At 34.4% G+C, this 26,716-nt stretch carries 30 protein-coding genes and 1 pseudogene; 12 read left to right on the top strand and 19 right to left on the bottom strand.

Annotation, left to right across the window (positions count from 1 at the left end):
* Positions 1-121, top strand: a 121-nt coding sequence (locus BHU68_RS18390) for a zinc ribbon domain-containing protein (RefSeq protein ID WP_141700070.1), incomplete at its 5' end; no start/stop codon positions are given.
* A 266-nt stretch (positions 122-387) separates the two neighbouring features.
* Positions 388-669, top strand: coding sequence for a DUF4276 family protein (locus tag BHU68_RS11625; RefSeq protein WP_069471729.1), 282 nt, complete (start codon positions 388-390; stop codon positions 667-669).
* A 53-nt stretch (positions 670-722) separates the two neighbouring features.
* Here BHU68_RS11625 and BHU68_RS11620 read toward each other — a convergent pair whose 3' ends face one another.
* The 8 genes from BHU68_RS11620 to BHU68_RS11585 form a co-directional block, all read right to left on the bottom strand.
* On the bottom strand, positions 723-1,328 hold the full coding sequence (locus BHU68_RS11620) for an OmpA family protein (protein ID WP_069471728.1): 606 nt from the start codon (positions 1,326-1,328) through the stop codon (positions 723-725).
* A gap of 32 nt (positions 1,329-1,360) precedes the next feature.
* A complete protein-coding gene (locus BHU68_RS11615; RefSeq protein WP_083234172.1) occupies positions 1,361-1,552 on the bottom strand; it encodes a helix-turn-helix transcriptional regulator in 192 nt (63 codons plus the stop codon).
* A gap of 173 nt (positions 1,553-1,725) precedes the next feature.
* Complete coding sequence (locus tag BHU68_RS17750) at positions 1,726-2,043, bottom strand: caspase family protein (RefSeq protein ID WP_069471727.1); 318 nt, start codon at positions 2,041-2,043, stop codon at positions 1,726-1,728.
* A complete protein-coding gene (gene phoR / locus BHU68_RS11605) occupies positions 2,015-3,286 on the bottom strand; it encodes a phosphate regulon sensor histidine kinase PhoR (RefSeq protein WP_069471726.1) in 1,272 nt (423 codons plus the stop codon). The genes BHU68_RS17750 and phoR overlap by 29 nt, the downstream gene beginning before the upstream one ends.
* Position 3,287: 1 nt before the next feature.
* Positions 3,288-3,977, bottom strand: a complete 690-nt coding sequence (gene phoB / locus BHU68_RS11600) for a phosphate regulon transcriptional regulator PhoB (RefSeq protein ID WP_069471725.1) — start codon at positions 3,975-3,977, stop codon at positions 3,288-3,290.
* 2 nt (positions 3,978-3,979) lie between these two features.
* Complete coding sequence (sucD, locus tag BHU68_RS11595; RefSeq protein WP_069471724.1) at positions 3,980-4,864, bottom strand: succinate--CoA ligase subunit alpha; 885 nt, start codon at positions 4,862-4,864, stop codon at positions 3,980-3,982.
* 1 nt (position 4,865) lies between these two features.
* The gene (gene sucC, locus BHU68_RS11590) at positions 4,866-6,035 is read right to left on the bottom strand and encodes an ADP-forming succinate--CoA ligase subunit beta (protein WP_069471723.1); all 1,170 of its coding nucleotides are present in this window, start codon (positions 6,033-6,035) and stop codon (positions 4,866-4,868) included.
* An 18-nt stretch (positions 6,036-6,053) separates the two neighbouring features.
* On the bottom strand, positions 6,054-6,602 hold the full coding sequence (locus BHU68_RS11585) for a DUF924 family protein (protein ID WP_069471722.1): 549 nt from the start codon (positions 6,600-6,602) through the stop codon (positions 6,054-6,056).
* Positions 6,603-6,670: 68 nt separating this feature from the next.
* On the opposite strand from BHU68_RS11585, the gene BHU68_RS11580 reads away from it, so the two are divergent.
* Positions 6,671-8,704 carry a thioredoxin domain-containing protein gene (locus tag BHU68_RS11580; protein ID WP_069471721.1) on the top strand — a complete coding sequence of 678 codons (2,034 nt, stop codon included), beginning with the start codon at positions 6,671-6,673 and terminating at the stop codon, positions 8,702-8,704.
* Positions 8,705-9,299: 595 nt separating this feature from the next.
* Here the strand turns inward: BHU68_RS11580 and BHU68_RS11575 are convergent.
* Complete coding sequence (locus tag BHU68_RS11575) at positions 9,300-10,457, bottom strand: hypothetical protein (RefSeq protein WP_069471720.1); 1,158 nt, start codon at positions 10,455-10,457, stop codon at positions 9,300-9,302.
* 361 nt (positions 10,458-10,818) lie between these two features.
* Here BHU68_RS11575 and yidD point away from each other — a divergent pair, with 361 nt between their 5' ends.
* Both yidD and yidC read left to right on the top strand, forming a co-directional pair.
* On the top strand, positions 10,819-11,055 hold the full coding sequence (gene yidD / locus BHU68_RS16570) for a membrane protein insertion efficiency factor YidD (protein WP_083234991.1): 237 nt from the start codon (positions 10,819-10,821) through the stop codon (positions 11,053-11,055).
* Entirely contained in the window at positions 11,048-12,724 is a 1,677-nt protein-coding gene (yidC, locus tag BHU68_RS11570) for a membrane protein insertase YidC (protein ID WP_069471719.1), read from the top strand. The genes yidD and yidC overlap by 8 nt, the downstream gene beginning before the upstream one ends.
* A gap of 52 nt (positions 12,725-12,776) precedes the next feature.
* On the opposite strand, the gene BHU68_RS11565 is transcribed toward yidC, so the two are convergent.
* Both BHU68_RS11565 and BHU68_RS11560 read right to left on the bottom strand, forming a co-directional pair.
* Complete coding sequence (locus BHU68_RS11565; protein WP_069471718.1) at positions 12,777-13,364, bottom strand: DUF938 domain-containing protein; 588 nt, start codon at positions 13,362-13,364, stop codon at positions 12,777-12,779.
* A 1-nt stretch (position 13,365) separates the two neighbouring features.
* On the bottom strand, positions 13,366-14,496 hold the full coding sequence (locus BHU68_RS11560) for a GNAT family N-acetyltransferase (protein ID WP_069471717.1): 1,131 nt from the start codon (positions 14,494-14,496) through the stop codon (positions 13,366-13,368).
* 188 nt (positions 14,497-14,684) lie between these two features.
* On the opposite strand from BHU68_RS11560, the gene BHU68_RS11555 reads away from it, so the two are divergent.
* Both BHU68_RS11555 and BHU68_RS11550 read left to right on the top strand, forming a co-directional pair.
* A complete protein-coding gene (locus BHU68_RS11555) occupies positions 14,685-15,305 on the top strand; it encodes a restriction endonuclease (protein ID WP_083234990.1) in 621 nt (206 codons plus the stop codon).
* The gene (locus tag BHU68_RS11550; protein WP_069471716.1) at positions 15,286-16,809 is read left to right on the top strand and encodes a hypothetical protein; all 1,524 of its coding nucleotides are present in this window, start codon (positions 15,286-15,288) and stop codon (positions 16,807-16,809) included. The genes BHU68_RS11555 and BHU68_RS11550 overlap by 20 nt, the downstream gene beginning before the upstream one ends.
* Here the strand turns inward: BHU68_RS11550 and BHU68_RS16565 are convergent.
* Both BHU68_RS16565 and BHU68_RS11545 read right to left on the bottom strand, forming a co-directional pair.
* Positions 16,718-17,296: a methyltransferase domain-containing protein gene (locus tag BHU68_RS16565; RefSeq protein ID WP_083234989.1), complete on the bottom strand. Its 579-nt coding sequence runs from the start codon at positions 17,294-17,296 to the stop codon at positions 16,718-16,720. The genes BHU68_RS11550 and BHU68_RS16565 overlap by 92 nt on opposite strands.
* Before the next feature lie 54 nt (positions 17,297-17,350).
* The gene (locus BHU68_RS11545) at positions 17,351-18,553 is read right to left on the bottom strand and encodes a M23 family metallopeptidase (protein ID WP_069471715.1); all 1,203 of its coding nucleotides are present in this window, start codon (positions 18,551-18,553) and stop codon (positions 17,351-17,353) included.
* 164 nt (positions 18,554-18,717) lie between these two features.
* Here BHU68_RS11545 and BHU68_RS11540 point away from each other — a divergent pair, with 164 nt between their 5' ends.
* Entirely contained in the window at positions 18,718-18,942 is a 225-nt protein-coding gene (locus tag BHU68_RS11540) for a hypothetical protein (RefSeq protein ID WP_069471714.1), read from the top strand.
* Positions 18,943-19,006: 64 nt separating this feature from the next.
* Here the strand turns inward: BHU68_RS11540 and BHU68_RS17745 are convergent.
* Both BHU68_RS17745 and BHU68_RS11530 read right to left on the bottom strand, forming a co-directional pair.
* Positions 19,007-19,383: pseudogene (locus BHU68_RS17745) on the bottom strand (AAA family ATPase); the annotation flags it as partial.
* Between the two features lie 141 nt (positions 19,384-19,524).
* Entirely contained in the window at positions 19,525-21,132 is a 1,608-nt protein-coding gene (locus BHU68_RS11530) for a DUF262 domain-containing protein (RefSeq protein ID WP_069471712.1), read from the bottom strand.
* 175 nt (positions 21,133-21,307) lie between these two features.
* Between BHU68_RS11530 and BHU68_RS11525 the strand changes: the two genes are divergently transcribed.
* Positions 21,308-21,751 carry a transposase gene (locus BHU68_RS11525; RefSeq protein ID WP_069471711.1) on the top strand — a complete coding sequence of 148 codons (444 nt, stop codon included), beginning with the start codon at positions 21,308-21,310 and terminating at the stop codon, positions 21,749-21,751.
* A gap of 74 nt (positions 21,752-21,825) precedes the next feature.
* Here BHU68_RS11525 and BHU68_RS16980 read toward each other — a convergent pair whose 3' ends face one another.
* A complete protein-coding gene (locus tag BHU68_RS16980) occupies positions 21,826-21,978 on the bottom strand; it encodes a hypothetical protein (protein WP_171899650.1) in 153 nt (50 codons plus the stop codon).
* 69 nt (positions 21,979-22,047) lie between these two features.
* Between BHU68_RS16980 and BHU68_RS16975 the strand changes: the two genes are divergently transcribed.
* Together BHU68_RS16975 and BHU68_RS16970 are read left to right on the top strand one after the other, a co-directional pair.
* Positions 22,048-22,344, top strand: a complete 297-nt coding sequence (locus BHU68_RS16975; protein WP_141699508.1) for a hypothetical protein — start codon at positions 22,048-22,050, stop codon at positions 22,342-22,344.
* Between the two features lie 46 nt (positions 22,345-22,390).
* Entirely contained in the window at positions 22,391-22,729 is a 339-nt protein-coding gene (locus tag BHU68_RS16970) for a hypothetical protein (RefSeq protein ID WP_141699507.1), read from the top strand.
* Here the strand turns inward: BHU68_RS16970 and clpB are convergent.
* The 3 genes from clpB to BHU68_RS11510 form a co-directional block, all read right to left on the bottom strand.
* On the bottom strand, positions 22,726-25,305 hold the full coding sequence (gene clpB, locus BHU68_RS11520) for an ATP-dependent chaperone ClpB (RefSeq protein ID WP_171899649.1): 2,580 nt from the start codon (positions 25,303-25,305) through the stop codon (positions 22,726-22,728). The genes BHU68_RS16970 and clpB overlap by 4 nt on opposite strands.
* A 62-nt stretch (positions 25,306-25,367) precedes the next feature.
* On the bottom strand, positions 25,368-25,736 hold the full coding sequence (locus BHU68_RS11515; protein ID WP_069471710.1) for a type II toxin-antitoxin system VapC family toxin: 369 nt from the start codon (positions 25,734-25,736) through the stop codon (positions 25,368-25,370).
* Complete coding sequence (locus BHU68_RS11510; protein ID WP_069471709.1) at positions 25,733-26,041, bottom strand: hypothetical protein; 309 nt, start codon at positions 26,039-26,041, stop codon at positions 25,733-25,735. The genes BHU68_RS11515 and BHU68_RS11510 overlap by 4 nt, the downstream gene beginning before the upstream one ends.
* A 231-nt stretch (positions 26,042-26,272) precedes the next feature.
* Here BHU68_RS11510 and BHU68_RS11505 point away from each other — a divergent pair.
* Positions 26,273-26,716 (top strand): GlgB N-terminal domain-containing protein (locus tag BHU68_RS11505; protein ID WP_445082215.1); only part of this gene is annotated, 444 nt, incomplete at its 3' end.

Raw genomic sequence — 26,716 nt, 5'->3', positions numbered from 1 at the left:
GAAAGAGGAATTAAAGCTTTCTGAACGTGTTTACCATTGTGGTAAATGTGGTTTTAAAATAGATCGTGATTTAAATGCAGCGATTAATATTGAGCGTGAAGGCATACGTCTTTTAGCTTAGTGATTAATTAGTTAGTACCGGGGGCTAACCGGGAACTTACGTGCGGGGATAAGACGGCTCTGTTTCTTGATGTATTTTTGGAAACAACCAGCTTGGATGAATCGCAAATTTAACCGTGAGTGATCACATTTGCTCACAAATAAAGTAGCAGAAAATGGACAATCAGTTTTTCGCCGTCTTGAAGAAGAAAAATTGACCTCTTGGCTAGAGGAATATAGTTTAGGCGAACTCTGGGAAAAAAATGTCATCGGTGGGAGACCAACCCGGTGATTCGTATTAATATAGTGGTTGAAGGGCATAGTGAGGAACAATTTGTACGTGATATTCTCGGTGAATATCTAGCACCGAAAGGTATTTATATTTATGCGCGTAGAGTCAAAACAGGGCGCAAATCTGGAAAAGATTACATCAGTTTAGGCAGTTTATATCCATATTATGATAAGGTATTACACGGAAGTTTAATTAGTGAAACTATTGGTTTAAAAAAATTAAGGCAAGAATCTCCACATTTTGATCAATGGATATCTCGCTTAGAAAATATTGAGTAAAAATTATTAGACCTGTCAGGTTTTAAAAACCTGACAGGTCTTTAAACTATTAACTAACAAGCATTATTTCGCGAAACATCATCATCAACACTAAACTCAACCCGTCGATGAATTTGATTAATCTCAGTTTCAGTATATTCACTAACATCATAAACCTCGTAAGGTTCTGTTTCGCCTTTACCAATCGCACGCCCTCTTGACAACCGACAATTATAACTTGCATATCCTCTAGGATCAGTATGACCAATTAATGTAATTTTAGCTGGATATGTATTAATTAAATGCTCAGCTAATTGTTTAGCAGATTGCTGACCATCTGTAGTCAATACAGTTTTATTATTTTTAAAAGCAGTATTTATAGTACCAGCCAATAACTGAGTTTCAGATGCCAAACGATACACTCTTTCAACCTCAAATTTAGGAGGTTTATTTTTTAAGCCAGCAATTAAATCCAAAGATTGATTATAAAATAAAGCTGCTTGTTTCCAATTCTTCTGCTTTGCATACATTTCACCAACATAAACCTGATAATCATCACAAGACTTAGATCGACTAACTTTAGGTTTATTTTCCTCTACTACAGAATTAGATATTTTTGGTGCTGTATTACAAGCACTAATGATAAATAAACCCATAGTAAAACTAATAGGTTTTTTCATAATTACATTCTCCAATGAAAGTGGGTTGGCACCTATTGATCAAAAAATCTTTCAATTGGTACCTGAAACAACTGACTTAGTTTTTCCGCAATATCAAAATTAATATTACGCTTATTAGATTCCATTTCTGAAACTTCTTCGGCGGTTAAGCCGCCAAGTTCTGTAGCTAATTCTGCCGTGGTTAAACCATGATTTTCTCGATAAACCTTCATGGCATCACCCACAGTAATTGTAGCATTTATCTGCTCATACCAACTTGTTTCAACAATTTCAACATCTTGCCAAAATTATTGTTTAAGATAACCTAAAACTTGGTTTGGAATATTACCCTTAATTTCAAATAGCATCGTATTAGTATGGGGCTTTTTCACGACTGCCAACATAATATACTTCAATTTCAATCGAGCTTACTGTAATTTTGCCAAGTGGGCTGTTCAGGACCTTTTTCCTGTAAGTCTTTCACCAGAAAAGCAAATTTTTTCTGTACCCATATTGGTAGTTTTTGTAATCCCCACTCAGACTGAATAAATTTAGCCATAGCGTCAGCATCATTTTTGCTACCAATGAGTGGATTAATATACTGATACTTATCAATACCAACCAATAAAGCACGATTTTCTGCGTTACAGGTATTTATAATAGTCGAAATACCTAACAATATACTATAAAATAGAGTACCACCAACATCACCTGCTAAAATCACAATAAAATACACTGCCTTTTCCAACAATACTTTCTATTCTTAATTTGCCATCATGATGATTTATCACATGTTTAACTATCGCCAAACCTAAACCTGTTCCACCTTTATCACGTGAACGCCCTACATCTATTCTATAAAAACGTTCTGTTATACGTGGTAAATGTTCTGGAGCTATTCCGTCTCCTGTATCATGTACCGCAAAGTGTTTACCTTCTGCATCTTGGTACCATCGCATCTTAATATCACCACCAGCCGGCGTATAACGAATCGCATTAAACACTAAATTAGAAAATGCACTACGTAACTCTTTAGCATCTCCATTTAAAGTTACATTTTGATCTATTTCCAAAGTCAAATTATGTTCCGTGCTTAATAATTGTGCTTGTTCATAAATGCTGGTTATTATTTCGGCTACATTAACCGCTTTATTATGAGTGTTTTCAAGAGTTTCACAACATTCCAGACGCGACAAAAATAATAAATCATCAATAATATTTCGCATTCTGGCACTTTGTTGATCCATCAGTAATAATGGACGTTGCCATTGTTTCATTGCAATCTCTTCATTATCACGCATTGTCTCAATAAAACCTTGAATTACTGTCAATGGTGTACGCAGTTCATGGGAAATATTAGCAATAAAGTCACGGCGACTTTGTTCTAAACGATGAAGTGGGCTAATATCATTAGCCATTAATAAATATTGATTACCTGCATAAGGTGTAACGCAGATATTTAGCATAATTTCAGGTTTATTAGGTGCAACTAATTTTATGCCTTTTTTATCATCATCAATTGTCTTTAGATATGTAGCAAAAGCCGGATTACGAATTAAATTGGTGATTAATTTATTACGATCTTGAGGAGCTTTTAGACCAAGTAATTTTTTGGCTGCTTTATTAAACCATTCTATTTGAAACTTCTTATTTAATACTACAGCAGCATCTGGCATAGCAGCAGTAGAACGTTTAAAACGCTTTAATATTATACTTAGTCTGCGCTTACGTTTGCGGTGACGTTGTTGTCGGCGATATAATTGATAAAATACTTCTCCCCAAATACCTCTCGATTCAGGTAATTTATTATTGAGAAACCAGTTTTCTAAACGATATATATTATATAAATGCCAAGCTATATAACTTAAAGTTGTAATTAATAAAAATAATAAAGTTTGTCCAAATAAAAGTCCAATAAAACCCATGCTAAGCATTAACATGAACAAACGCCAAAATTCTTGCAACCATATGGGAGACATATTAAAGCTCCGTTTTTTCACTAAAGCGATAGCCTACTCCGCGTACTGTTTGTACTAATTTATCATATTTATAAGGAGCAAGTGCTTTACGTAAACGTAGAATATGCACATCAACTGTGCGTTCATCAATATAAACATTAGTTCCCCAGACATGATCTAAGACTTGGGAACGACTATATACCCTTTCAGGATGTTGCATAAAGAATTGTAATAAACGGAATTCGGTGGTTCCCATTTTCAGTTCTTTATCATCTACCATAATACGATGTTCGACTAAATCAAGAATTAAGTTCTTGATTTGCAAACGTTCGTGGGTAGAAGAAGCGCGTCGTAACACGGCTTTAATCCTAGCGATAAGCTCACGTGGTGAAAATGGTTTAGTAACATAATCATCTGCGCCAATTTCTAAGCCACGAATTTTATCTGCCTCTTCGCCACGAGCAGTCAACATAATAAAAGGTATTTCTTGTGTTGACTGATCTTTTTTTAATTGTTTAGCAAACTCAATTCCACTCATGCCCGGTAACATCCAATCAAGTAAAATCAATTCAGGAAGACGATTAAAAATTATATTTTTCGCTTCAGTAACATTGATTGCATGTTCCAATGTAAAACCAGCTTTTGTTAAAGCCAGATCTAACATTTCATGAATAGAAGCCTCGTCTTCTATTAACAATATATAGGAGGACATTACTAAGACACTTTATTGATACAATCTAACATACGACTACCAATGTCAGTTGGATTTCGGGCTAAAGTAACACCAGCAGCTTCTAAAGCGGCAAATTTATCAGCAGCTGTACCTTTGCCGCCGGAGATAATTGCGCCAGCATGACCCATTGTTTTGCCTTTAGGTGCGGTGACTCCAGCGATATATGCAACTACTGGTTTGGTGACTTCCGCTTTTATATATGCCGCTGCTTCTTCTTCCGCTGTACCACCAATTTCTCCGACTAAAACTATACCGTCAGTATCTGGATCCTGTTGAAATAATTTTAGGCAATCGACAAAATTCATACCCTGAATTGGATCACCACCAATACCAATACAAGTACTTTGTCCTAAACCATTTTCAGTGGTTTGTGCTACTGCTTCATAAGTTAAGGTGCCAGAACGTGAAATAATACCAATACGCCCCGGTTTATGAATAAAACCGGGCATAATACCCATTTTACAAGCTCCCGGAGTAATAATTCCGGGGCAATTTGGACCAATTAAATGTACATCTGGATGATTATTTTTTAATGCGGTTTTAATTTTTAGCATGTCTAAAACCGGAATACCTTCAGTAATACAAGCTATAATTTCAATACCAGCATCAGCGGCTTCTAAGATTGCATCTGCTGCAAAAGGTGCTGGTACATAAATCATAGTAGCAGTGGCAGCAGTTTCTGCTACCGCATCACGTACAGTATTAAACACTGGCAAACCTAAATGGGTTTGACCACCACGTCCGGGGGTAACTCCACCAACTAATTGAGTTCCATAAGCCAAACATTGTTCAGAATGAAAAGTTCCTTGCTTACCTGTAAAACCTTGACAAATTACTTTAGTATCTATATCAACTAATATACTCATATTACAATGCTCCTTTTGCCGCTTCAACTACTTTTTTCGCCGCTGTATTTAAATTATCAGCAGTAATAACGGATAATCCGCTTTGTTCTAACAATGTTTTTCCTGCTTCAACATTAGTACCTTCTAAGCGTACAATTACTGGTAATTGAGTTGCAGTTTGTTTAATTGCATGAATAACGCCTTCAGCAATTAAGTCACATTTGACAATACCACCAAAAATATTAATCAATATTGCCTTGACTTTTTGATCTGATAAAATAATTTTAAAAGCTTCAGTGACTTTTTCAGCCGTGGTACCTCCTCCAACATCAAGAAAATTAGCAGGTTCACCGCCGTGTGTTTTGATCATATCCATAGTAGCCATTGCTAAACCGGCACCATTAACCATACAAGCAATATCTCCATCTAAAGCAATATAATTAAGATCAAACTGACGAGCTTTATATTCTTTTTCATCTTCTTGAGTAGGATCATATAAAGCCGCTAAATCTTTGTGCTTATATAAGGCATTATCATCAATATTGATTTTGGAATCTAATGCTAATAAATTGCCACTATCTGTAATGATAAGCGGATTAATTTCTACTAAACTCAAGTCTTTATGTACAAATAGACGATATAAACTAAACAATATAGTGGTTAATTGCTTAATTTGATTGCCTTCTAATTGCAAAGCAAAAGCTAGCTCACGACATTGATAAGCCTGAATCCCAACAACTGGATCAATAGCCTGATTAAAAATTTTTTCAGGAGTTTTAGCGGCAACTTCCTCAATATCCATTCCACCAGCACGCGATGCTATAATAGTAATACGCGCAGTAACACGATCAATGATTAAGCTTAAATAAAGCTCATTCTTGATAGTGCTAGTAGTTTCAACCAGAACACTGTTTATAGGCTGACCATTAGCAGCAGTTTGATGTGTAACTAAATTAGTACCGATCAAATTCTGAGTAATAGCCATAACATCATCTAAACTAGCAGCGCGTTTAACTCCGCCAGCCTTACCACGCCCACCGGCATGAACTTGAGCTTTTATCATCCAAGTATCACCACCTAAATCTTGAGCTATTTGTTTAGCCTCTTCAGCATTAGAACAAGAAAAACCCTTTGGAACAGGGATATTGTAGTCAGCAAATAATTTTTTAGCTTGATATTCATGTATATTCATAGCGGTATTTTAACTAACTTATCCTAAAAATGCTTCTTTAGAATTTAAATATTCAATTTCAGCCTCGGTATTGTCTCTAACTAAAATGGCATTACGATGTGGAAAACGACCAAAGCGTTGAATAATATCTCGATGATGGCGAGCAAATTGTAGATTTGTTTCTAGTTTAGCCGCTTCAAATAAAGTCACTGAACGATCTTGATCTGCTAACTTTTCACTGTGCATAAATGGCATATATAAAAAAGTTAATTTATCATTAGATAATTGCCGATCAAATTCATGTGTAACAGCATATTCTGCCATTTCAATTGCTTTTGCCTCAGTAGAAAAACTTTTAGCTTGATTACGAAACATATTAAGCGGAAATTGATCAAGTACAATAATTAAAGCCAAACAACTCTCAGCAGTATTACGCCATTGATCTAATTTAGCTTCAGCGGCTAATTCCCAAACAGATTCAAATTTTTGACTAATTTCCTGATCAATTTCAGACGTAGAATTAAACCAATATTGATTTATTTTTTCAGAAAACCAAAAATCAAGAATTTCTGTTGCTAATATATTCATGTCTATATATATCCTTTAATTGATTAATTCATGTTATAGTTGAGAATTTTAATCAACTATAACACTTTATGGAAAATATTAACGCGCTCATTAATGAAACTAGCCCCTATTTATTGCAACATGTCAATAACCCAGTAAATTGGTATCCTTGGGGTGAAGAGGCTCTGAATTTAGCTAAACAGTTAGATAAACCGATTTTATTATCTATTGGCTATTCTGCCTGTCATTGGTGTCATGTGATGGCGCATGAGTCTTTTGAGGATGAGAAAACCGCTGCTTTAATGAATGATTTATTTATCAATATTAAAGTTGATCGTGAGGAACGCCCAGATTTAGATAAAATCTATCAAATGGCGCATCATTTACTTACTCAACGTCATGGCGGTTGGCCCTTGACCATGTTTTTAAGTCCTTATGATCAATATCCATTCTTCGGCGGTACTTATTTTCCACCTGAGCCACGTTATGGTATGCCTGCTTTTCCAGATTTATTGCAAAAAATAGCGGGTTTTTATAAGGAAAATAAAACTAAAATTATTGAACAAAACAGTTCCCTTGCTCAAGCCTTACAGCCTAAATCTTATTATGATGTTGAAACTAAGATAAATGCTCAGCCATTAAATGCCGCTCGTGATGAATTAGCTCAACAATTTGATCAACATATGGGTGGTTTTGGCGGCGCACCTAAGTTTCCTCATTTGACTAATATTGAACGTCTATTAAATCATTATGTCAGGACTAATGATGATACTGATGGTTTAAATATGGCATTGAAAAGTCTGAAAAAAATGGCTTTAGGCGGTATTTATGATCATGTCGGTGGTGGATTTTGTCGTTATTCTGTAGATGATTTATGGATGATTCCTCATTTTGAAAAAATGTTGTATGACAATGGACCATTTTTAACTATTTATAGTCAAGCTTGGCAATTAGATAATCAAAGCTTATTTAAGCGCGTGGTGTTAGAAACTGCGGCTTGGGTAATGCGCGAAATGCAATCTCCAGAAGGTGGCTTTTATTCTACATTAGATGCTGATTCTGAAGGAGAAGAAGGTAAATTCTATATTTGGAACCCAAAACAAGTACAAGAATTATTAGCTGATGATTATCCAATGTTTGCCTACCATTTTGGCTTAGATAAAAAAGCTAATTTTGAAGGCAATTGGCATTTACATGCTTATCATGAACGTCAGGAATTGACTAACAAATATGGTTTAACTATAGAACAAGTTGATTCAAGTTTAGAAACAGCGCGTGCAATTTTATTCAATGAACGCAAAAAGCGCATTCATCCGGGGCGTGATGAAAAAATATTAACTTCATGGAATGCCCTAATGATAAAAGGCATGGTAACAGCGGGGCGAATATTTGAACAAAGCGATTATATTACAGCGGCAGAAAAATCCCTTCAGTTTATTAAAGAAAACTTATGGGTAAATGGACGCTTATTAGCAACATACAAAGATGGTAAAGCCCATTTAAACGCCTACTTAGATGACTATGCTTTTTTATTAGACGCTGTTTTAAATTTATTACAAGCGCGATGGAATGCTGAAGATATGAAATTTGCTATATCATTAGCAGAAGTATTATTAGAAGAATTTGCTGATGATAGCCAAGGTGGTTTTTATTTCACTGGCAATCAACATGAAACCTTAATTACCCGTTCAAAATCATTTGCAGATGAAGCAATACCTAGTGGCAATGCGGTAGCGGCAGTAGCATTAGGACATTTAGGGCATTTATTAGGAGAAACTCGTTACCTACAAGCGGCAGAAAAAACCATAAAAGCAGCTTGGTCATATTTAACTCAAATGGCTGCTCCTCATTCAACTATGTTATTAGCAGTAGAAGATTACTTATTCCCACCAGAAATAATCATTTTACGAGGAGAAACTGAAACATTAAAGACATGGCAAACAGCCTGTCAAAAAGACTATGCACCACAACGCCTATGCTTTGCAATTCCAAATGATGCACAAGACTTACCTGCTAGTTTAGCTGAGAAAAAACCTAGGGAAATAGTGGCTTATATTTGTAAGGGCTATCAATGTAGTGCGCCTATTACTCGTTTTGATGAGTTGCAAAAGATTTTGTCTTGAAAATAACAAATGCCCCTGAAAGGGGCTACCATACCAGCCTAGGGCAACGCCCTAGGATGTGTTGTTTAGCATTTTAGCTCTGAAAGAGCGATACATAATACGTGACTTTTGAGAATGACAACTGAAAATTCTCCAAAAATACCATATTTAATATGATTAAAATATCTTTGCTTATATTTCGCCCTTTCAGGGCTTTAATTTGAAACCAAACAATCCTAGGGCGTTGCCCTAGGCTAGTATGTCAGCCCCTTTCAGGGGCACCCTACAAGTTAAAAATCCGTTGTACTATTGATTTTTTATATTAAGTACAACGGATTATCTTCGCTGACTTCGTATGACGGAATAAACGGATTTACCAATTGTAATTGAAGATTTAAATGATAAATAACTACTAAGAAATGTGCAACTAAACCTGACAGGTTTTAAAAACCTGTCAGGTTTGCTCTCTTCACGTGCAAAGCGTCATACAACGATTAGGTTTTGGTGTATGATGCTATCGCGGGATACACCCTACGAACTAGGAGCTATGAGCTTACATCATACACAGTCACATCAGTAAATATTGGTCACACTCTCTATAGGAGTTATGAGTTAATTATAAATTATTATATGAAATCTGTACAAAATCAGATTCTAATGGTGATTCTTTAGAACCTGAACCAGCTTGAAGTGCTGCGCTTCTGCTAGATTCTCCTTTACTTGCATTATGAAAGTTATATGTAACATCAAATGTTATTGTTTCTTTACTATTTGGTTTAAAGCTTCCATTATTATCTATATAAGTAAAGATATATATGGTATCGTTAAATATATTAATATCCCAGACATTAGATTTTACTTTCTGAAAATCATATGTGTCTATATTATTTTTTACAAAAGTAATATTTACTGGTCCAGTATTGCTTCCAGATTGATATTCTTCAATTGTTATATTAAACTCTGCATGTCCTATTGGACCCTTAAAATTTGTTTCTGAAGTTTGTAATTGTATTTTGTATTGTGGGAGTATACTATTTTTCAAAATAGTAACATTTAGTTCATCACTTTCAACACCAGCAATATTAACAAGCTTAATAGCAAAACTCTTATCCCCATCATCACCACTAGTATCAAGTACAACCTTAACTTTCCCAGTTGAATCAATAGTTTTACCACTATCAACACCATTTACAAAAACAGTAGTTCCTACTTTGCCATTAACTTCAACTTCTACAGTGTCGTCTATCGTTGTTGTTGGAGTTGTTGTTAAAGTTGGTTTTTCAGTTGCTTCTACTGAACTTTCACAACTATCAGTTTTTGTCATGTCTTCAACATGAAATATTGGATAAGCTACATGCCGCTGTTTCATGCTTACATCTTTATAATATATCTTTTCTCCTTCAATTCCATCTCCTAATTTGGCAATAGTAGTAACTTCAAAACAAGGAATATTTACTGATCTGGTTTTGTAATCATACAAAATATAGCCGCTGGTATCATCTCCATTAAACTTGTCTTTGAAATTGATACTCCAAGGAATCAATTCAAAGACTAGTTTAGTTTTTTCTTGCAATTGAGCGTCAAAGATTCCTTTATTATCAGTTTCTTTACCAGTAAAATCATCTATAAATGGAACCAAAATACCTTCTAAAGATAGTGTTTTAGTTTTTGAATCATAAATGGCTTGTGAAGAAAATGTATCACCAGCCAAAACATTGCAGCCTAATACACTTGATAAGGCAATTGTCGTAATAAATTTACGAGCTTTCAGCATAATATTTCCTTTTATAGTTTAAAAAAAAATCTTAGTGCCCATATGGCCCTTGCTATAACATATGGGCCATTCAATGAATTTCAACAAAATTCATCGTGCATACTATATGGCTTGCAGGAACCAGATATAAAAGAAACAGGGAATTTTGTAGATGTTGTTTTGTATCGTAAGTATCTATAAATTTTATTTATTAGCAGGCTTTAGCCTACTTTAGCTTTGAGCCTTGGAATTTATTCCTAGGCGGTGTTTGAGCATGTAAAAATGTTTTTGTTCTACTATCAGTATATATTCTATCTTGATAATTCATATTCTGTCACTATAAATGCTACGTTTAATTAAACTCAGAAATTATAATTAAATTTTGTCAAAACTATTAATATTATTAATACGAGCTTATCAATTATTCATTAGCCCTTGGATGGGTCAGCATTGTCGATTCTACCCAAGTTGTTCTGAATATGCGTTAATTTCAATTAAAACACATGGTGTTTTATATGGTCTTGTCTTAAGCATTAAACGAATCTTACGATGTAATCCGTGGCACCCGGGCGGATTAGATCCTGTACCTAAATCAAAACATAAACATAAACATGGATAATTTTAGACTTATTTTGATCATCGGTTTAGCGATGGTATCACTGATGATGTATCAAGAGTGGCAACAAGACTATGGATCAACAGTCACTAGTAAACAAAATTCACCGACTATAGATTCGGCAGGAAAAGAAGCAACAGTAGGAAACTCTTCATTAGATCTTGAATTACCTCAGACACCAAACTCAGTAAAAATGAGTTCAGTTGATTTACCAAGTGCACAACAACGAGTATTAACTAGTGATTCACGTATTTATATAGAAACTGATACTTTAAAAGTTGAACTTGACACTAAAGGTGGTGATGTCAGAGCAGTAGATTTAGTTAAATATCCAATTGATGTTAATAAACCAGAAAATCCTTTTCGTTTGATGAATGATAAATTACCTAACTTATTCGTTGCACAATCAGGCTTATTACCAAAAGAGAATGCTCCAACTCATCAAGCTATTTATACTAGTACACAAAAAAATTATCGTCTTCATGATGGTTCCAATCAATTAGAAGTTATATTAAAATGGCAAAATGATCAAGGTATTGAAGTAAATAAAATTTATACCTTTAAACGTGATAGTTATGCTATTAACGTAGATTATGTGGTTAAAAACAATAGCGATAAAGCTTGGCAAGGACGTTTATATGGACAAATTCAACGTAGCCCTGCTGATTTAGGTGGATCACGTTTTCTATACACCTATATGGGCGGCGCGATTTCTAGCCCTGAAACACTTTATGAAAAAATTTCTTTTGATGACATAAAAGATGGTAGCTTTACTCAAGAAAATCGTGAAGGTTGGGCAAATGGTTGGGTAGCGATGTTACAGCATTATTTTGTGAGCGCGTGGATACCAGAACGTGATACTGTCTATAATTACTATACCAAAGTATTACCAACTGGTAATCGTCATGTATTAGGCTTATATGGACCAGAACAAACTGTTGCAGCTAATCAACAACATACATTTAAAATGCAATTCTACACAGGACCCAAGGATCAAAAGAACCTAGCAGAATTAGCACCGGGCTTAGAATTAACTGTTGATTATGGTTTCTTATGGTTTATTGCTCAACCTTTATTTTGGTTATTAGATCATATACATGATTTAGTTGGTAACTGGGGCTGGTCAATTATCCTTTTAACCATACTAATAAAATTAGCATTTTTCCATTTATCAGCCACTAGTTACAAATCAATGGCAAATATGCGCCGCTTACAACCGCGCTTGGTGTCACTGAAGGAACGTTATGCTGATGATAAAACCCGCTTAAATAAAGCGATGATGGATTTATATAAAAAGGAAAAAATAAATCCATTAGGAGGCTGTTTACCAATATTAGTACAAATACCAGTATTTATTGCTCTATATTGGGTACTATTAGAAAGCGTAGAATTACGTCAAGCACCATTTATATTATGGTTGAACAACTTATCAGAGCCGGATCCATTCTTTGTACTACCTCTAGTAATGGGAGCAACAATGTTAATACAACATCATCTAAACCCAGCTCCAGTGGATCCAGTTCAACAAAAAGTAATGTTAATGTTACCAATTGTATTTACAGTATTTTTTGCATTTTTCCCAGCAGGCTTAGTATTATATTGGACAGTTAATAATATTTTATCTATTAGCCAACAATGGGTAATTACCAAAAAAATTGCTGGTAATACTTAATCTATATTTTTCAAAGACCTGTCAGGTTTTTAAAACCTGACAGGTCTATAGTTCATAGACTCCAACATAAAATCCTATTATTAGCCGGCATGGCATAATCTTCTTGTAATAATAAGCCAGCCTGTTGTGCTAATTGATCTAAATCTTCAAAATTTCTTATTCCACTTTCAGGATCACGGTTTTTTAGCCAGCTATCAAAACGCGCGTTACTTTCACTGCTATATTGATTTTGGTAATTAAATGGACCATATAGCAAAAATAAACCTTTATTATTCAATATATTAGTTATTTTACTAAATAGAGCTTCAACGTCATTCCAGTGCATTATATGAGTTGTATTAGCTGAAAATACAGCATCAACTTTAAGATTTGGCCATTCAGTTTGTGTGACATTTAAAGTCAATGGAGAAGCTAGATTGCTTAATTCTGATTCATTTATCCACATTTTGATTCCATCAATATATTGTGCTTGATCACTAGGATGCCAGATTAAATCTGGCATTTTTTCAGCAAAATAAACTGCATGTTGCCCAGTGCCGCTGCCAATTTCAAGAATATTTTTGGCATTCGCAAATAGTGGTTGAATAATATTTAAAATAGGATCGCGATTTTGATCACAAGATTCTGAGTATGGTTTCATATTATTTTTTATAAGGCAAATGTTGATTCAAATCTTCTATGTATTCTGATATAGCTTGCTGTTCATGTTGAACAAAATTAGTGATAGCTGTTACAAAATGATTTGTTGCTAACCAATGATTGGAGCGGGTTAATGTTGGTAGAAATCCACGCGCTAATTTATGTTCACCTTGTGCGCCCGGCTCAAAGCTCTTTAAGCCATGTTCAATGCAATATTCTATTCCTTGATAATAGCAAGCTTCAAAATGCAGGCTATTTATATATTCGCTACAACCCCAGTGTCTGCCATAAAGTCTATCATCACTATGATACATTAAGGCTCCAGCAATGCAAATATCATCTTTATCAGCTAAAACCAACAACACATTATCAGGTAATTGCTGAGCAACTTCACGAAAAAATTCATAGTTTAAAGTTGCAACACCCCATTTTTCATCAAATGTTTTTTGGTAGAATTGAGTAAAAATTTGCCAATCTTTATCAGTGGCAGTATTACCTGAGAGTCTGCGAAATGAAATTCCTGCTTGTTCTACACGGCGACGCTCTTGACGAATATTTTTACGTTTTGCAGCGGTGAGTTTACTGAGAAAATCGTCAAAGCAACTATAATTTTGATTATGCCAATGAAATTGGCAATCATGACGAGTCAATAAATTTTGAGATTGTAGCCACTGATGTTCAGTATTGCTAGGAAATAAACAGTGAAAACTACTAGCTTGAATAGTTTCAGCTAATTGTTTTATGGTTTCTAATAAGATAGGAAAAACATGAGCTTGATCTGGTTTACGCGCCAACATACGCTGTCCAATTATTGGCGTATAAGGAATAGCGGCAACTAATTTAGGAAAATAACGCAAACCATGTCGCTGATAAGCATCAGCCCACGCATTATCAAACACAAATTCACCATAAGAATTATGTTTTTCATATAGCGGCATTGCCGCTATTAATTGTTGATCATCATCATATATAGCAATATGTCGTGACAACCAACCAAAGCGTTCACCAACACAATCATGCTTTTCTAAAGCGTATAGAAATTCATGCTTTAAAAAAGGATTATTATCTAGTACCAAACTATTCCAATCAAGTTTAGCAATTTCAGTAATGCTATCACAAATTTTAATTTGCATTTTAATTAAATTGATGAATCAAATTGTCTCTTACTTTTTGTAAAGTCATAATGTTTTTTATTAAAAATATTGTCACTTAGTAAATTATACCAGAACCAAGCACCCTATGTTATGGTATAATTTATAATAAAAATTAAGGGTTTGAACTATATATAACCAAATGTTAATACTGAAAATTGAGAACACTTGTGAAAATAAAATTAACTAATTGGCTTCTACAAGAAGAGGCAAAAAAATTTTCTGAACTTGAATCTCATCATAATGAACCAACTTTGTATGGTGTTACCGATGGGAAAGCAATAGGTACATACCTTGAACATAAATTTCAGGCTTATCTACATGAAAAATATGATTACCGAGAAGGAAATTCGGCGAAAGGTATTGATTTCCCAGAACTGATGGTTGATATGAAGGTCACAAGCATTCGACAACCACAGTCATCCTGTCCATTTAAGTCGGCAAGACAAAAGATATTTGGTCTTGGATATTCATTACTGATATTTGTGTACGAAAAATCGGATGATCAGTCAAATAACACTGGTAAACTCAATATCAAACATACTATTTATGTAGATACTTCTCGAACAGCAGATTTTCAAACTACATTTGGAATAATTAATATTCTTGAAAATCATGCTAATAAAGATGATTTATTAGCATTTTTTGAAGAAAGAAGACTACCTGTAGATGAAATTGAAGCGAATAGCATTGCTGAGGAGTTACTTTTACATAAACCAAAAAAAGGTTATCTAACTATTTCAAACGCCCAAAGACTTAGCAAAAAAGATTGTGTCACTTTTAAGGTTTAAAAATTCTTATGCTAAAATTATTGAACCCACATGTGGTTTAGGAAGTTTTCTGGAAGCTTTTATAGAAGATAATGTTGAGAGTTCAAAACTTATCGGTTGGGAAATCAACCCAAATTATGTAGAACATGCAAATAAGACACTACAAAATATAACAGGAGAACATAATAGCATTGTAAAGAAAAAAGACTTTTTTAAAATTAACTGGAAAGATGTTAAAAATAAATACAAAAATTCTATTTTATTTGTTGGTAATCCACCTTGGGTCACAAACTCAGAATTAAGCATATTATTAAGTAATAATTTACCCAATAAATACAATTTTAAAAACTTAAAAGGCTTGGAAGCAATGACAGGAAAAAGCAATTTTGATATATCTGAATGGATGTTAATAAAGTTGCTTGATTTTATATCTGGAACAAATTCATCCATAGCTTTTCTTATCAAAACCTCAGTTGCAAGAAAATTATTTCAATATGTAGCTAAACATAAGCTATTGGTATCAAATTTTTCCATCAAAGCAATTGATTCAAAAAAGTACTTTAATGTTAATGTTGATGCCTGCCTTTTCCTAGCAAATGGAATCACATTACATCCAGCTGACTATACATGCCCTTTATATAAAAAGATAGATAGCTCTTATCCTTATAAAAAAATGGGGATCATAAATAATAAGTTAATTGCAGATATTGATATATATAGTAACTTCTCATCATTTGATAGCCCATCAGAGTTTAAATGGCGTTCTGGAGTAAAACATGATGCCTCAAAAATAATGGAGTTTACAATTAATCAAGGCTCAATAGTTAATGGTCTTGGAGAAATAGTTGATTTACCGCTAGATTATTTATATCCAATGTATAAGAGTTCTCAAATTTCCAGAAAAACTATTAGTACGCCAAATAAATATATGCTGATCACTCAAAAAAAGATTGGGAATAAAACAAAAAATATTGAAATTTATTCCCCTAAAACGTGGGAGTATCTTGTTCAACATTCATCCAAATTGGATGCTAGAAAGAGTTCAATATACAAAAACAATCCGCGATTTTCGGTATTTGGAGTCGGTGATTATACATTTTTACCTTGGAAGATTGTCATATCAGGATTGTATAAAAATATAATTTTTTCAAAAATTGGTTGTTATCAAGATAAACCCATTGTAGTTGATGATACTTGTTACATGCTTGGTTTTGAATATGAGGAACAAGCTGATTTTGTTCTCAATATACTTACATCATCACTATGTCGAAAATTTATAGAATCGTTGGTTTTTCTTGATAATAAACGTCCAATAACTGTCTCAATACTAAATCGCATAAATATAAAAAATATAGCAAAAAAACTAGGGCAGTATGAAGCTTATAAATGTCTTTTTGGAAACACAGAGTCTCAGTTGAAACTAAATATAAACCCTACAGCTTCTCCAGCAAATAAACCTTCTCATGCTTTCCGCCTGAGTGAGCAACTTGAGTCATATGTTCCTCGCTCCACTTCCAACGTTTAGAAGCAAGCAAATCCAACATCGCAGAAATATCACAATGAAAAGGAGGACCACCTTTATCTTCGGTTTGCATAAATTGAACTAGTAATTTGCCCTTGGGTTTTAGCCACTTATATAAACATTGCTCGTATGCTTGCCACTGAGCAGGCGGCAAAGCACATAAACTTGTTTGTTCATAGATCGCATCAAAAGCTTGTTTAGGCTGCCATTTGAAAAAATCTGCCTGTATTGCCTCTGCTTGAAGCTGGTTTGATGCCAGTGCCTTATTTAGATTTTCTATCGCAGTTGGTGCAATATCAATTGCCACCACATCAAAACCTTTTTCAGCCAGATGCAATACTTCATAGCCATTACCACAACCGGGAATCAATAATCGACAAGCTTCTAGCTGCTGATTTTCGATCCAATAATGTAAATTTGGGCTAACATCGCCCCGATCCCAACCGGTTTTTCCCTGTTGGTAACGCTGTTCCCATTCGTTATTGTTCATTGTTATTGACTTATCCAATTTTCGTCTATGTTAGTTTTATTTGCTTAATGGTTATTAGTCACTACAATTATATTCTGTTGTTTTCACAGCACCTTTGATATCAGTTGCTTCAACAACAATACAACTGTTGCTTAAACCGCCGTCTGCTGCAAGCAAGTTATGAAATGTATAGCGTGTTACATATTCGCTGCTGTTGGCGTTATAATGATTCGGAGCAATTGATACCCCATTAAAATAACCTACTTGATAATCACTATCATACGCTTGATCCATATGTATATTTGCAGAATAAGTATCTGAATGATTATTATGATAAGGACATTCCCTAGTACCGCCTTTACCAAAAGATTCCCAAGGGTATTTTCTTGAATTTTTATGAGTATATTCACGATTCCAAACTTCTAAATCAAACCAAGCAGGTCTTACATGATAACCCTTTTCATTGGCAGACTTTCCTCGCTGAGGAACTAGGGATTTACTACATTTATTAAATACTTTTACTTCAATACGCACCAAATCCAATCTATCCATTGGTACAGTAGCTTTAGCAGTTACATTGAGTAGATTTCCATTTTCATTTACATTTTCGATTAAAATATCTATGTTGCTATCTGATTGATACTCATATGGCAATATTGACAAAGGGTGAATTGCATCTCGTTGCCATGCACTATATGGATCCTCACTAGGAGCTTTACGTATTTCAAAATGAAGGTGAGAAAAACCGCTTTGGCTTGCTCCTGTATAACCTATCAAATCACCTTTAGAAACAGAGTCGCCTTTCTTTACTGTCCATCCATATAAATGCAAATACAAACTGTGAAAACACCCGCCACTTATACTACAGCTAGTACCTGTATAACCTTGTTGGAAATGCAATAACATAATCATCGGGTCACTATAGGCACTATCTTCACCAGCTTTACGAACAATACCATCTGCAATTGCAAAAATAGGAGTTCCTGTATAAGTCGGAATGTCCAATCCTCGATGAAAATCATAGCGATACCCTCCTGACACTAATTGCCGAGGACCAAACGTACTTGATAAAGGAAAGTCATTGTGCTTGGCTGAACCTAAGCGTTCTTCTGGACAATTTTCACCAGCCTTCCATTCTGATTTTTCAGGTGATTCCTCACTAATTCTTCCGCATAATGGCCAAACTGTTTGAAGATCTAAAGAGTTTGCCACACTGTAGTATGGATACCATAAAATTGAAAATAAAATAATTACATCTATGATTTTGTTTTTGCTCATTTTACATCCTCTAGCTTATACCTAATATTTTGATTCCTAAATACTACACTACGGAATTTCAGTCGTCAACTCTTATTTTTCATATAATTGGAAAGTTATTTGCTTTTTAGTTAAAACGAATTAAATTCGCTTTAACTTTAATATGACCCAAGAGAATTTCATTTATGAAACACGATTATATAAATTTGAGTATTTCATCTATCATTGCTATGATGGTATTTGCAATATATCCTGCCACTTTAGCTGAAACAGAGCTAGATATATTAGACGCAAATTATAATGCTTTATTTAGCGATCAAGATATAATATCTGTTCATAGTAGAAGACATCGACATCGCCATGGTCATCACAGAAGACATTATTATGATGACAGATATAATACTTATTAAATCTTACTAAAGATCGCGCCAATCAATATTTTTCTAAATTTTGTTGAATGGCGCGTTTTAATTATTTATTTACAAATTCTGGACGAAATTGTTGTCCAACTATCTCCATCACTGCTGCTTTCATAGCATCATATTGGTCTGCGCCCGCCATTTCTTATCAGGATGAGCTTTTTCTACTTCGTCGAGTACTGCTTGGGTTAAATAACCTCCTGCTTTATAAGCTACACAACCCGGAGGCGCACCAATTAGACGCGCTACTGAGTGTTTTTCCATAAATTCTGACATGTCGATGCGTATCATAGCTTCATCAGAATCAAATAGGAAACTTGCTAAGGCTTTAGATAGTTCAGTTTTACCTACCCCTGTTGGTCCCAAAAATAGAAATGATCCATTAGGACGACTAGGATCTGATAATATTTTGATACCACTTCTGCAATTTCTTCTTCGGTAACAGAGTTACGTAATAATTGCATTTTTTGTGGTTGTTCAACTGCATGATATACTGCAAACTATTGTTATAGTTTATTATATTATAAATAATGGGGTGGGGTGCTTAATTGTTTAGGCTCATTTTCATCCCCTTCAAGATAAAATGATTCCGATTTTTTGTAGAAAATTTTTCTCAAGTTCCATCAGGTGTTGAGTACGAAGTTGAATAAAAGTTTCAGCATCATTATCTTTTAATGCTTCATAAGCTTTAGTTGGAATACCATGACTATTCAATATTTGCTTTTGTTTAGGTTCTGGTATAGAAAGTAATCGTTCTCTTATTGATTGACGAGGAATTCTTTCTAATAAGATCCTATTTGCAGGGCTAGAGCTAAGTGGTGTTTTTAACATGGTAAAAATATAAGCAAAAGCATTTTTGCCATTTTCACTCAATATTTTATAAGAATCAATGGGTTCGCCAGTGCTTAGGTCCAGTGGTGTTTTTGTCAACATAAAAATAAAGAATGCACGAAGACGTGACGAGTTTAATGAAGAAAATTGTTGAGGAAAGGCTTGTAGCACTGGTTTTCCTGACATTAACTTTAGCTGAAATGAAGCATCCTCAGCAAATTGTTGCATCTCCTCAAGTGCTTGATTAAGTTGAGTGGTATTGATAGAAGTTAGCCAATCAGATAAGGATGACAGCCAAAACCATTTTTTTAGTATCTTCTTTTGCTGTAACTTAGGTTTAGGGCAATTACGAAAAAATTCACTTAACAATAAAAGTTGATTAGTATAAGGAAGCAATTTATCTCCGGGTAAACCTATTTCTTTATTAAGAAAACTAGCCGCAGCTTGCAAAGCATTTCCTGCTTTTTGTGCTGCTACAGATAATTTGTCTTGACTAATTTTTTTCGCAATATTTTCCCAATCACTTCGGTGAATTTTGGTATCAGCAGCTGCCATGATAGCACGAAATATGGTCATACGATTGATTTTGTTAAAATGATAGTCGGTTAAACTTTCTAAAATTTCATCAATATATTCTTCTAGTGATTTTCCATTTTCTTTATTATGATAAGATAAAGCGGAAACCATTTGATCAGGTGTTATTTTTTTACCTTTTCTATTTAAGCGAGAAAATATATCAACCGCATGAGCTAAACTACTTCCTTTGACTCTAATAATGGCTATTTTATAATTTCTAATTTTTTGGGAAAGCCGTTCAGCCTTTTCTATGAGAACCGGGGCATCTTCTTTACATTTATCTTGAATATGGCGTGCTTGATTTATAAAATCCATGGTTTGATAAATTGCACGTACTGGAAATAACCAAGGTTCAGGTTTTTCAGTTTTCACATGAATGAAATGATCATTTCTTAAGTCAAACCAAATCCACCAACGCCAATCTTCCTGTTTTTTAGTTAAGGGAAAATCTTTATCCAACTTTAAGCATGAATATAAAGTTGCTAAACGTTGTTGTCCATCTAATACATAAGTGACTGAACCTTTCTTGGCTTTAGGAACTTCAATTACACCCACCTGTTGACCACTTTTGATTTTTTCATCGGTTTCCCAGAATAGTAGACTACCAATGGGATAACCATTATATAAACTATCAAATAAATCAAGCATATCTGAAGGTTCCCATACAAAAGGACGCTGAAATCCGGGTATGCGTAATTTACCTGAAGAAATATCTTCAAAAATATCATCTAGATGAGTTACTTCTGGTTTTACAACAGATGTATTTGTATTCATGTTATTTATTTCACTAAATTAAAGCACGCAAGGGACCAATAGTTTCATCCTGAATTTGCTGAATATTTTTCTTAATTTCTGTAGCTCCGCCTCGGCTGTCAAATTTCAAATAATTGGGATCAGAGTAAAATTAATGTGATAGAATAATGTCTGTCACAAATTAAAAAGATGAGTCATGGCAAGGTTAGTTAGAGTTTCGCCAGTAGATATTCCACAACACATCATTCAAAGAGGAAACAACCGTCAAGTGTGTTTCGGAAATGAAATAGATATGAAGGCTTATCTACATTGGCTAAAGTTATTTTCAAAAAAATACCAAGTAAGTATTCATGTTTGGATATTAATGACTAACCATGTGCATTTACTTTGTACACCCCAAAAAGAAGGCACAATAAGTCGAATGATGCAATCTGTCGGACGTATGTATGTTCGATACTATAATCGTAACTATCGACGTAGTGGAACACTTTGGGAGGGTCGTTTTAAGTCTAGCTTGGTACAAAACGAACTATATTTGTTTGAACTTTATCGTTATATTGAATTAAATCCAGTTAGATCTGGCATGGTTGAAGAGCCAAGGGCCTTGCTCTTGGTAATAAACAATTTACAACACAGATAGAAAATTTAACCAAGAGACGAGTTACAGCAAGGAAGATTTCTCCTAACGTCGAAAGGACGACCAAAGAAGGACAATCAATTAATTTTACTCTGACCCCAATTATTTGATAATCGACAAGCTTCTAGCTGCTGATTTTCGATCCAATAATGTAAATTTGGGCTAACATCACCCCGATCCCAACCGGTTTTTCCCTGTTGGTAACGCTGTTCCCATTCATTATTGTTCATTATCATTAATTATCAGTTTAATTGGAAAGGTTATTGCATTTTTTTAACATAACCAAGAGGATTTTAATTATGAAACACCGTTACATAAATTTGAGTATTTCATTTATCATTGCTATTATGGTATTTGTTATATCTCCTGCTACTATAGCTGATACTCAGCTATATATGTTAGACTCCAGTGCTAATAATTCACTATTTAGCGATCAAGATATAATATCTGTTCATCATAGAAGGTACCGTCGTCATTATCATAGAAGATACACTCGCTTTGGTCATCGCAGAAGATATCATCGCCATCCTCATTACAAAAAACAGATTCGTCATAATCATAGAAAAAACCATAATAACAATATTACTGGCAAGTGAATTGCATATTTCTTAGCTAGTAATATGACCTAAGAGGATTTAAATTATGAAACACCGTTACATTCATTTGAGTATTTCATCTATCGTTGCTATGATGATATTTGCTATATCTCCTGCTACCGTAGCTGAAACTGAGCTAGATATATATTCACTATTCAGCAATGACAATCTAATATATACTCATAGTAGAAGACATCGTCATCATCATCGTCGTCATCATAGAAGACACAATCGCTATGGTCATCATAGAAAACACAATCGCTATGGTCATCATAGAAAACACAATCGCTATGGTCATCATAGAAAACACAATCGCTATGGTCATAGAAGATACCGTCGTCATGATAGAAGACATTATTATGATGACAGATATAATACTTATTAAGTCTTACTAAACATCATAGCCTCATCCTGCCAATCAATATTAATTGTATCCCCAGTTACAAATTTAGCCGCTAATATTTCTTGGGCTAAGGGGTTTTCTAAATTTTGTTGAATGGCGCGTTTTAATGGGCGTGCGCCATATACTGGATCAAATCCAGCTTCTCCTAATTTGTCTAAGGCAACTTCACTGATATTCAATTTCATATTTTGTGCCTGTAATCTTTGACGTAGATAGTCGATTTGAATATCTGTAATATCGCGGATATGATCTTTACCTAATGGGTGGAATACTACTACGTCGTCAATTCTATTTACAAATTCTGGACGAAATTGTTGTCCAACTATCTCCATCACTGCTGCTTTCATAGCATCATATTGGTCTGCGCCCGCCATTTCTTGAATCAGTTGCGAACCCAGATTTGATGTCATTACTATTACAGTATTGCGAAAATCTACGGTTCGCCCTTGCCCATCGGTTAATCGTCCATCGTCTAAGACTTGTAATAAAACTCCAAATACATCAGGATGAGCTTTTTCTACTTCGTCGAGTAGAATTACTGAGTATGGGCGACGACGTACTGCTTCGGTTAAATAACCTCCTGCTTCATAACCTACATAGCCCGGAGGGGCACCAATTAGACGAGCTACTGAGTGTTTTTCCATAAATTCTGACATGTCGATACGTATCATCGCTTCATCAGAATCAAATAGGAAACTTGCTAAGGCTTTAGATAGTTCAGTTTTACCTACCCCTGTTGGTCCCAAAAATAGAAATGATCCATTAGGACGACTCGGATCTGATAATCCAGCGCGAGAGCGGCGGATTGCATTAGCAACTGTTTCTACTGCCTCATCTTGTCCAACTACGCGCTTATGAATTGCAGTTTCCATACGTAGTAGTTTGTCGCGTTCGCCTTCTAGCATTTTGGTAATTGGAATACCTGTCCATTTAGATACCACTTCTGCAATTTCTTCTTCGGTAACAGAGTTACGTAATAATTGCATTTTTTGTGGTTGTTCAGCTGAATTAGCAGCAGCAAGCTGTTGTTCTAATTTCGGAATTTTTTCATATTGCAATTTAGCCATACGTTCCAAATCACCAGCTCTATGGGCTGCTTCCATAGCTAAACGGCTTTGTTCTAATTCTTCTTTAATTTTGCTGCTATCTTGAACGCTTGCCTTTTCAGCTCGCCAGATTTCATTTAAATCGGCTAATTGTTTTTCTAATTGACCAATTTCCTCATTTAATTTTGCTAAACGCTGTTTAGATGCTTTGTCTTTTTCTTTTTTTAGAGCTTGATGTTCAATTTTGAGTTGAATTAGACGACGATCTAGGCGATCTATGCTTTCTGGTTTCGAATCAATTTCCATTCTAATGCGACTAGCAGCTTCATCAACTAAATCTATAGCTTTATCAGGTAATTGTCTATCAGTAATATAACGATTAGACAATGTTGCCGCTGCTACAATTGCAGGATCGGTAATATCTACACCATGATGAACTTCATAACGTTCTTTTAAGCCGCGTAAAATCGCAATAGTGTCTTCAACATTGGGTTCATTTACCAAAACTTTTTGAAAACGGCGTTCTAAAGCGGCATCTTTTTCAATGTATTGACGATATTCATCTAAAGTTGTCGCACCAACGCAGTGTAATTCGCCACGCGCAAGTGCAGGTTTAAGCATATTACCTGCATCCATTGCGCCTTCGCCTTTACCGGCACCAACCATTGTATGCAATTCATCTATAAATAAAATGACTTGCCCTTCTTGTTTGGCTAAATCATTTAATACAGCTTTTAAGCGTTCCTCAAATTCACCTCTAAATTTAGCACCGGCAATTAAGGAACCCATATCTAGTGATAATAAGCTTTTATTTTTTAAGCCTTCAGGCACTTCATGGTTGATGATGCGTTGAGCTAAGCCTTCAACTATTGCGGTTTTACCTGTACCCGGTTCACCAATTAATACTGGATTATTTTTAGTACGTCGTTGTAAGACTTGCACAAGGCGACGAATTTCATCATCGCGCCCAATTACTGGATCTAATTTACCTTGTAATGCTCGTTCAGTTAAGTTTATTGTATATTTTTCAAGTGATTGACGCTGTTCCTCTGCATTAGGATCATTGACCTTTTGTCCACCACGCATTTGATCAATAGCCTGCTCTAATACGTCTTTTTTGACACCGGCTTTAGCTAATAATTTACCAATACTACCCTTATCTTTAAGTGCCGCTAAGATAAATAATTCACTAGGAATATACTGATCTTTACGTTGTTGAGCTAATTTATCAGTGATATTGAATAAACGGTTTAAATCATTAGAAATATGTACTTGACCTTCATTGGCGGTAACTTTATCAATAGTTTCCAAGACTTCCATTAAACCGGAACGGATTTGGTCAACATTAGCTCCAGCACGAGTCAATAATTGATTAGTACTAGCATCCTGTTGATCCAACATAGCCAACAATACATGAACCGGTTCAATAAACCGATGATCGCGCCCAACGGCGATACTTTGCGCATCAGCCACGGCTTGTTGAAATTTAGTGGTGAATTTTTCAATATTCATTTTTATTAATCCTTATCTGTTATAATTACTTATAGATATAGTTAAGGATTAATTTTTTGGAATCAAGTTATAGTGACCAACTCCAGCTCATAGATATACCTAAAATCCTTCAAATTCAAGGTCATTAACGGAATATTATAAACCATAGCAGTAGAGGCAATAATTGCATCCATCATCTTCAAATTGTGCGATAGATTATATTCTTTTACCAATAGAGTAGCAAGTTTGATAATCTCATTGTTGGTCTTTAAAATCTTAAAAACAGCAATTTCATTGATAATAAATTTTAAATCTTGTTTGCTTTTTGCACCTTGATATAGTTCCATCACCACAATATCACTAATAAACAACTCATTTAACGAATAAGATTTAATAAGAGATTTATTTCCCTTTAAATATTCAATCAAAATATTGGTATCAAGAAATATCATCTATAAGACTCTTCTCGTAATTCTTTTGCAAAAGCAACAGAATCTTCAACATTTTTAAAAGGATTTGTCATTTCAATATCATTGTCATCAGTATCTAGTTTATAAAAGTTATCCATTGGATTCAACTTATTATAACTAAACGATTTATGCTGTTTGGGAGTAGTGGTTTGATGAAAATAATTATCTATTGCCTTGCTATTATCTTTAATAAAAGAGACAATAAACTCCATAAACTTCTCTTGATTAGAGTGAAATTGTGTCTCAAAAATCTTTTGCATTTGAGGATTACTAATTTGTAATTGCATTATCTTCTAAACCTTTTAATTTTGATTATAGCATAAATTACTGTTACTTTTTTTCTTTCAATGTAATTGATATGTTGTTCTGGTGCTACACTTTTTCAAGGCAATATTATAAATAATAATTGATTTAAAACTCAGAATCCAAAACAAAAAATTACATAGATTACATATAAACAAGGATGTTATTGTAATTATAATTATGTTTTGATTATATATAAGTAAAAAAGGAACCTTATGACCACAAAACTATCCAATTTTGATAAACATTTATTTAGCCAAGGCAAACATTGGCACGCTTATCGTTTTTTAGGTGCGCATTGCAATGATCAGGGTGTATTATTTGCCGTATGGGCACCTAATGCTGATGCCGTCAGTGTAGTTGGTGATTTTAATAGCTGGGATGGAACTGTTCATCCTATGCACATCTATGAAGATAATGGTATTTGGGAATTGTTTATTGCTGATATAAAACCCGGTGCTTTATATAAATTTGAAATACGTAGCCGTAATGGTGAAATTTTACTAAAATCAGACCCTTATGGTCAACAATTTGAATTACGTCCAAATACCGCTTCTATTGTTACCGCTAATAGTGATTATAAATGGAATGATAAACTTTGGCTAGACAAGCGTCAACAACTAGATTGGCAACATATTCCAATGTCGATTTATGAAGTA

It is taken from the genome of Candidatus Marithrix sp. Canyon 246 (assembly GCF_001723685.1).
GTDB lineage: Bacteria > Pseudomonadota > Gammaproteobacteria > Beggiatoales > Beggiatoaceae > Marithrix.
Note: the sequence above shows the minus strand (reverse complement) of the source record. Positions and strands in the feature narration are given on the sequence as shown.

Bases quoted from the DNA above. Each gene is read 5' to 3' on its own strand.
- BHU68_RS11620 (WP_069471728.1), bottom strand. From the start codon at position 1,328: ATGAAAAAACCTATTAGTTTTACTATGGGTTTATTTATCATTAGTGCT.
- phoR (WP_069471726.1), bottom strand. From the start codon at position 3,286: ATGTCTCCCATATGGTTGCAAGAATTTTGGCGTTTGTTCATGTTAATG.
- phoB (WP_069471725.1), bottom strand. From the start codon at position 3,977: ATGTCCTCCTATATATTGTTAATAGAAGACGAGGCTTCTATTCATGAA.
- sucD (WP_069471724.1), bottom strand. From the start codon at position 4,864: ATGAGTATATTAGTTGATATAGATACTAAAGTAATTTGTCAAGGTTTT.
- sucC (WP_069471723.1), bottom strand. From the start codon at position 6,035: ATGAATATACATGAATATCAAGCTAAAAAATTATTTGCTGACTACAAT.
- BHU68_RS11585 (WP_069471722.1), bottom strand. From the start codon at position 6,602: ATGAATATATTAGCAACAGAAATTCTTGATTTTTGGTTTTCTGAAAAA.
- BHU68_RS11580 (WP_069471721.1), top strand. From the start codon at position 6,671: ATGGAAAATATTAACGCGCTCATTAATGAAACTAGCCCCTATTTATTG.
- BHU68_RS11575 (WP_069471720.1), bottom strand. From the start codon at position 10,457: ATGCTGAAAGCTCGTAAATTTATTACGACAATTGCCTTATCAAGTGTA.
- yidC (WP_069471719.1), top strand. From the start codon at position 11,048: ATGGATAATTTTAGACTTATTTTGATCATCGGTTTAGCGATGGTATCA.
- BHU68_RS11565 (WP_069471718.1), bottom strand. From the start codon at position 13,364: ATGAAACCATACTCAGAATCTTGTGATCAAAATCGCGATCCTATTTTA.
- BHU68_RS11560 (WP_069471717.1), bottom strand. From the start codon at position 14,496: ATGCAAATTAAAATTTGTGATAGCATTACTGAAATTGCTAAACTTGAT.
- BHU68_RS16565 (WP_083234989.1), bottom strand. From the start codon at position 17,296: ATGAACAATAACGAATGGGAACAGCGTTACCAACAGGGAAAAACCGGT.
- BHU68_RS11545 (WP_069471715.1), bottom strand. From the start codon at position 18,553: ATGAGCAAAAACAAAATCATAGATGTAATTATTTTATTTTCAATTTTA.
- BHU68_RS11540 (WP_069471714.1), top strand. From the start codon at position 18,718: ATGAAACACGATTATATAAATTTGAGTATTTCATCTATCATTGCTATG.
- BHU68_RS11530 (WP_069471712.1), bottom strand. From the start codon at position 21,132: ATGAATACAAATACATCTGTTGTAAAACCAGAAGTAACTCATCTAGAT.
- BHU68_RS11525 (WP_069471711.1), top strand. From the start codon at position 21,308: ATGGCAAGGTTAGTTAGAGTTTCGCCAGTAGATATTCCACAACACATC.
- BHU68_RS16980 (WP_171899650.1), bottom strand. From the start codon at position 21,978: ATGAACAATAATGAATGGGAACAGCGTTACCAACAGGGAAAAACCGGT.
- BHU68_RS16975 (WP_141699508.1), top strand. From the start codon at position 22,048: ATGAAACACCGTTACATAAATTTGAGTATTTCATTTATCATTGCTATT.
- BHU68_RS16970 (WP_141699507.1), top strand. From the start codon at position 22,391: ATGAAACACCGTTACATTCATTTGAGTATTTCATCTATCGTTGCTATG.
- clpB (WP_171899649.1), bottom strand. From the start codon at position 25,305: ATGAATATTGAAAAATTCACCACTAAATTTCAACAAGCCGTGGCTGAT.
- BHU68_RS11515 (WP_069471710.1), bottom strand. From the start codon at position 25,736: ATGATATTTCTTGATACCAATATTTTGATTGAATATTTAAAGGGAAAT.
- BHU68_RS11510 (WP_069471709.1), bottom strand. From the start codon at position 26,041: ATGCAATTACAAATTAGTAATCCTCAAATGCAAAAGATTTTTGAGACA.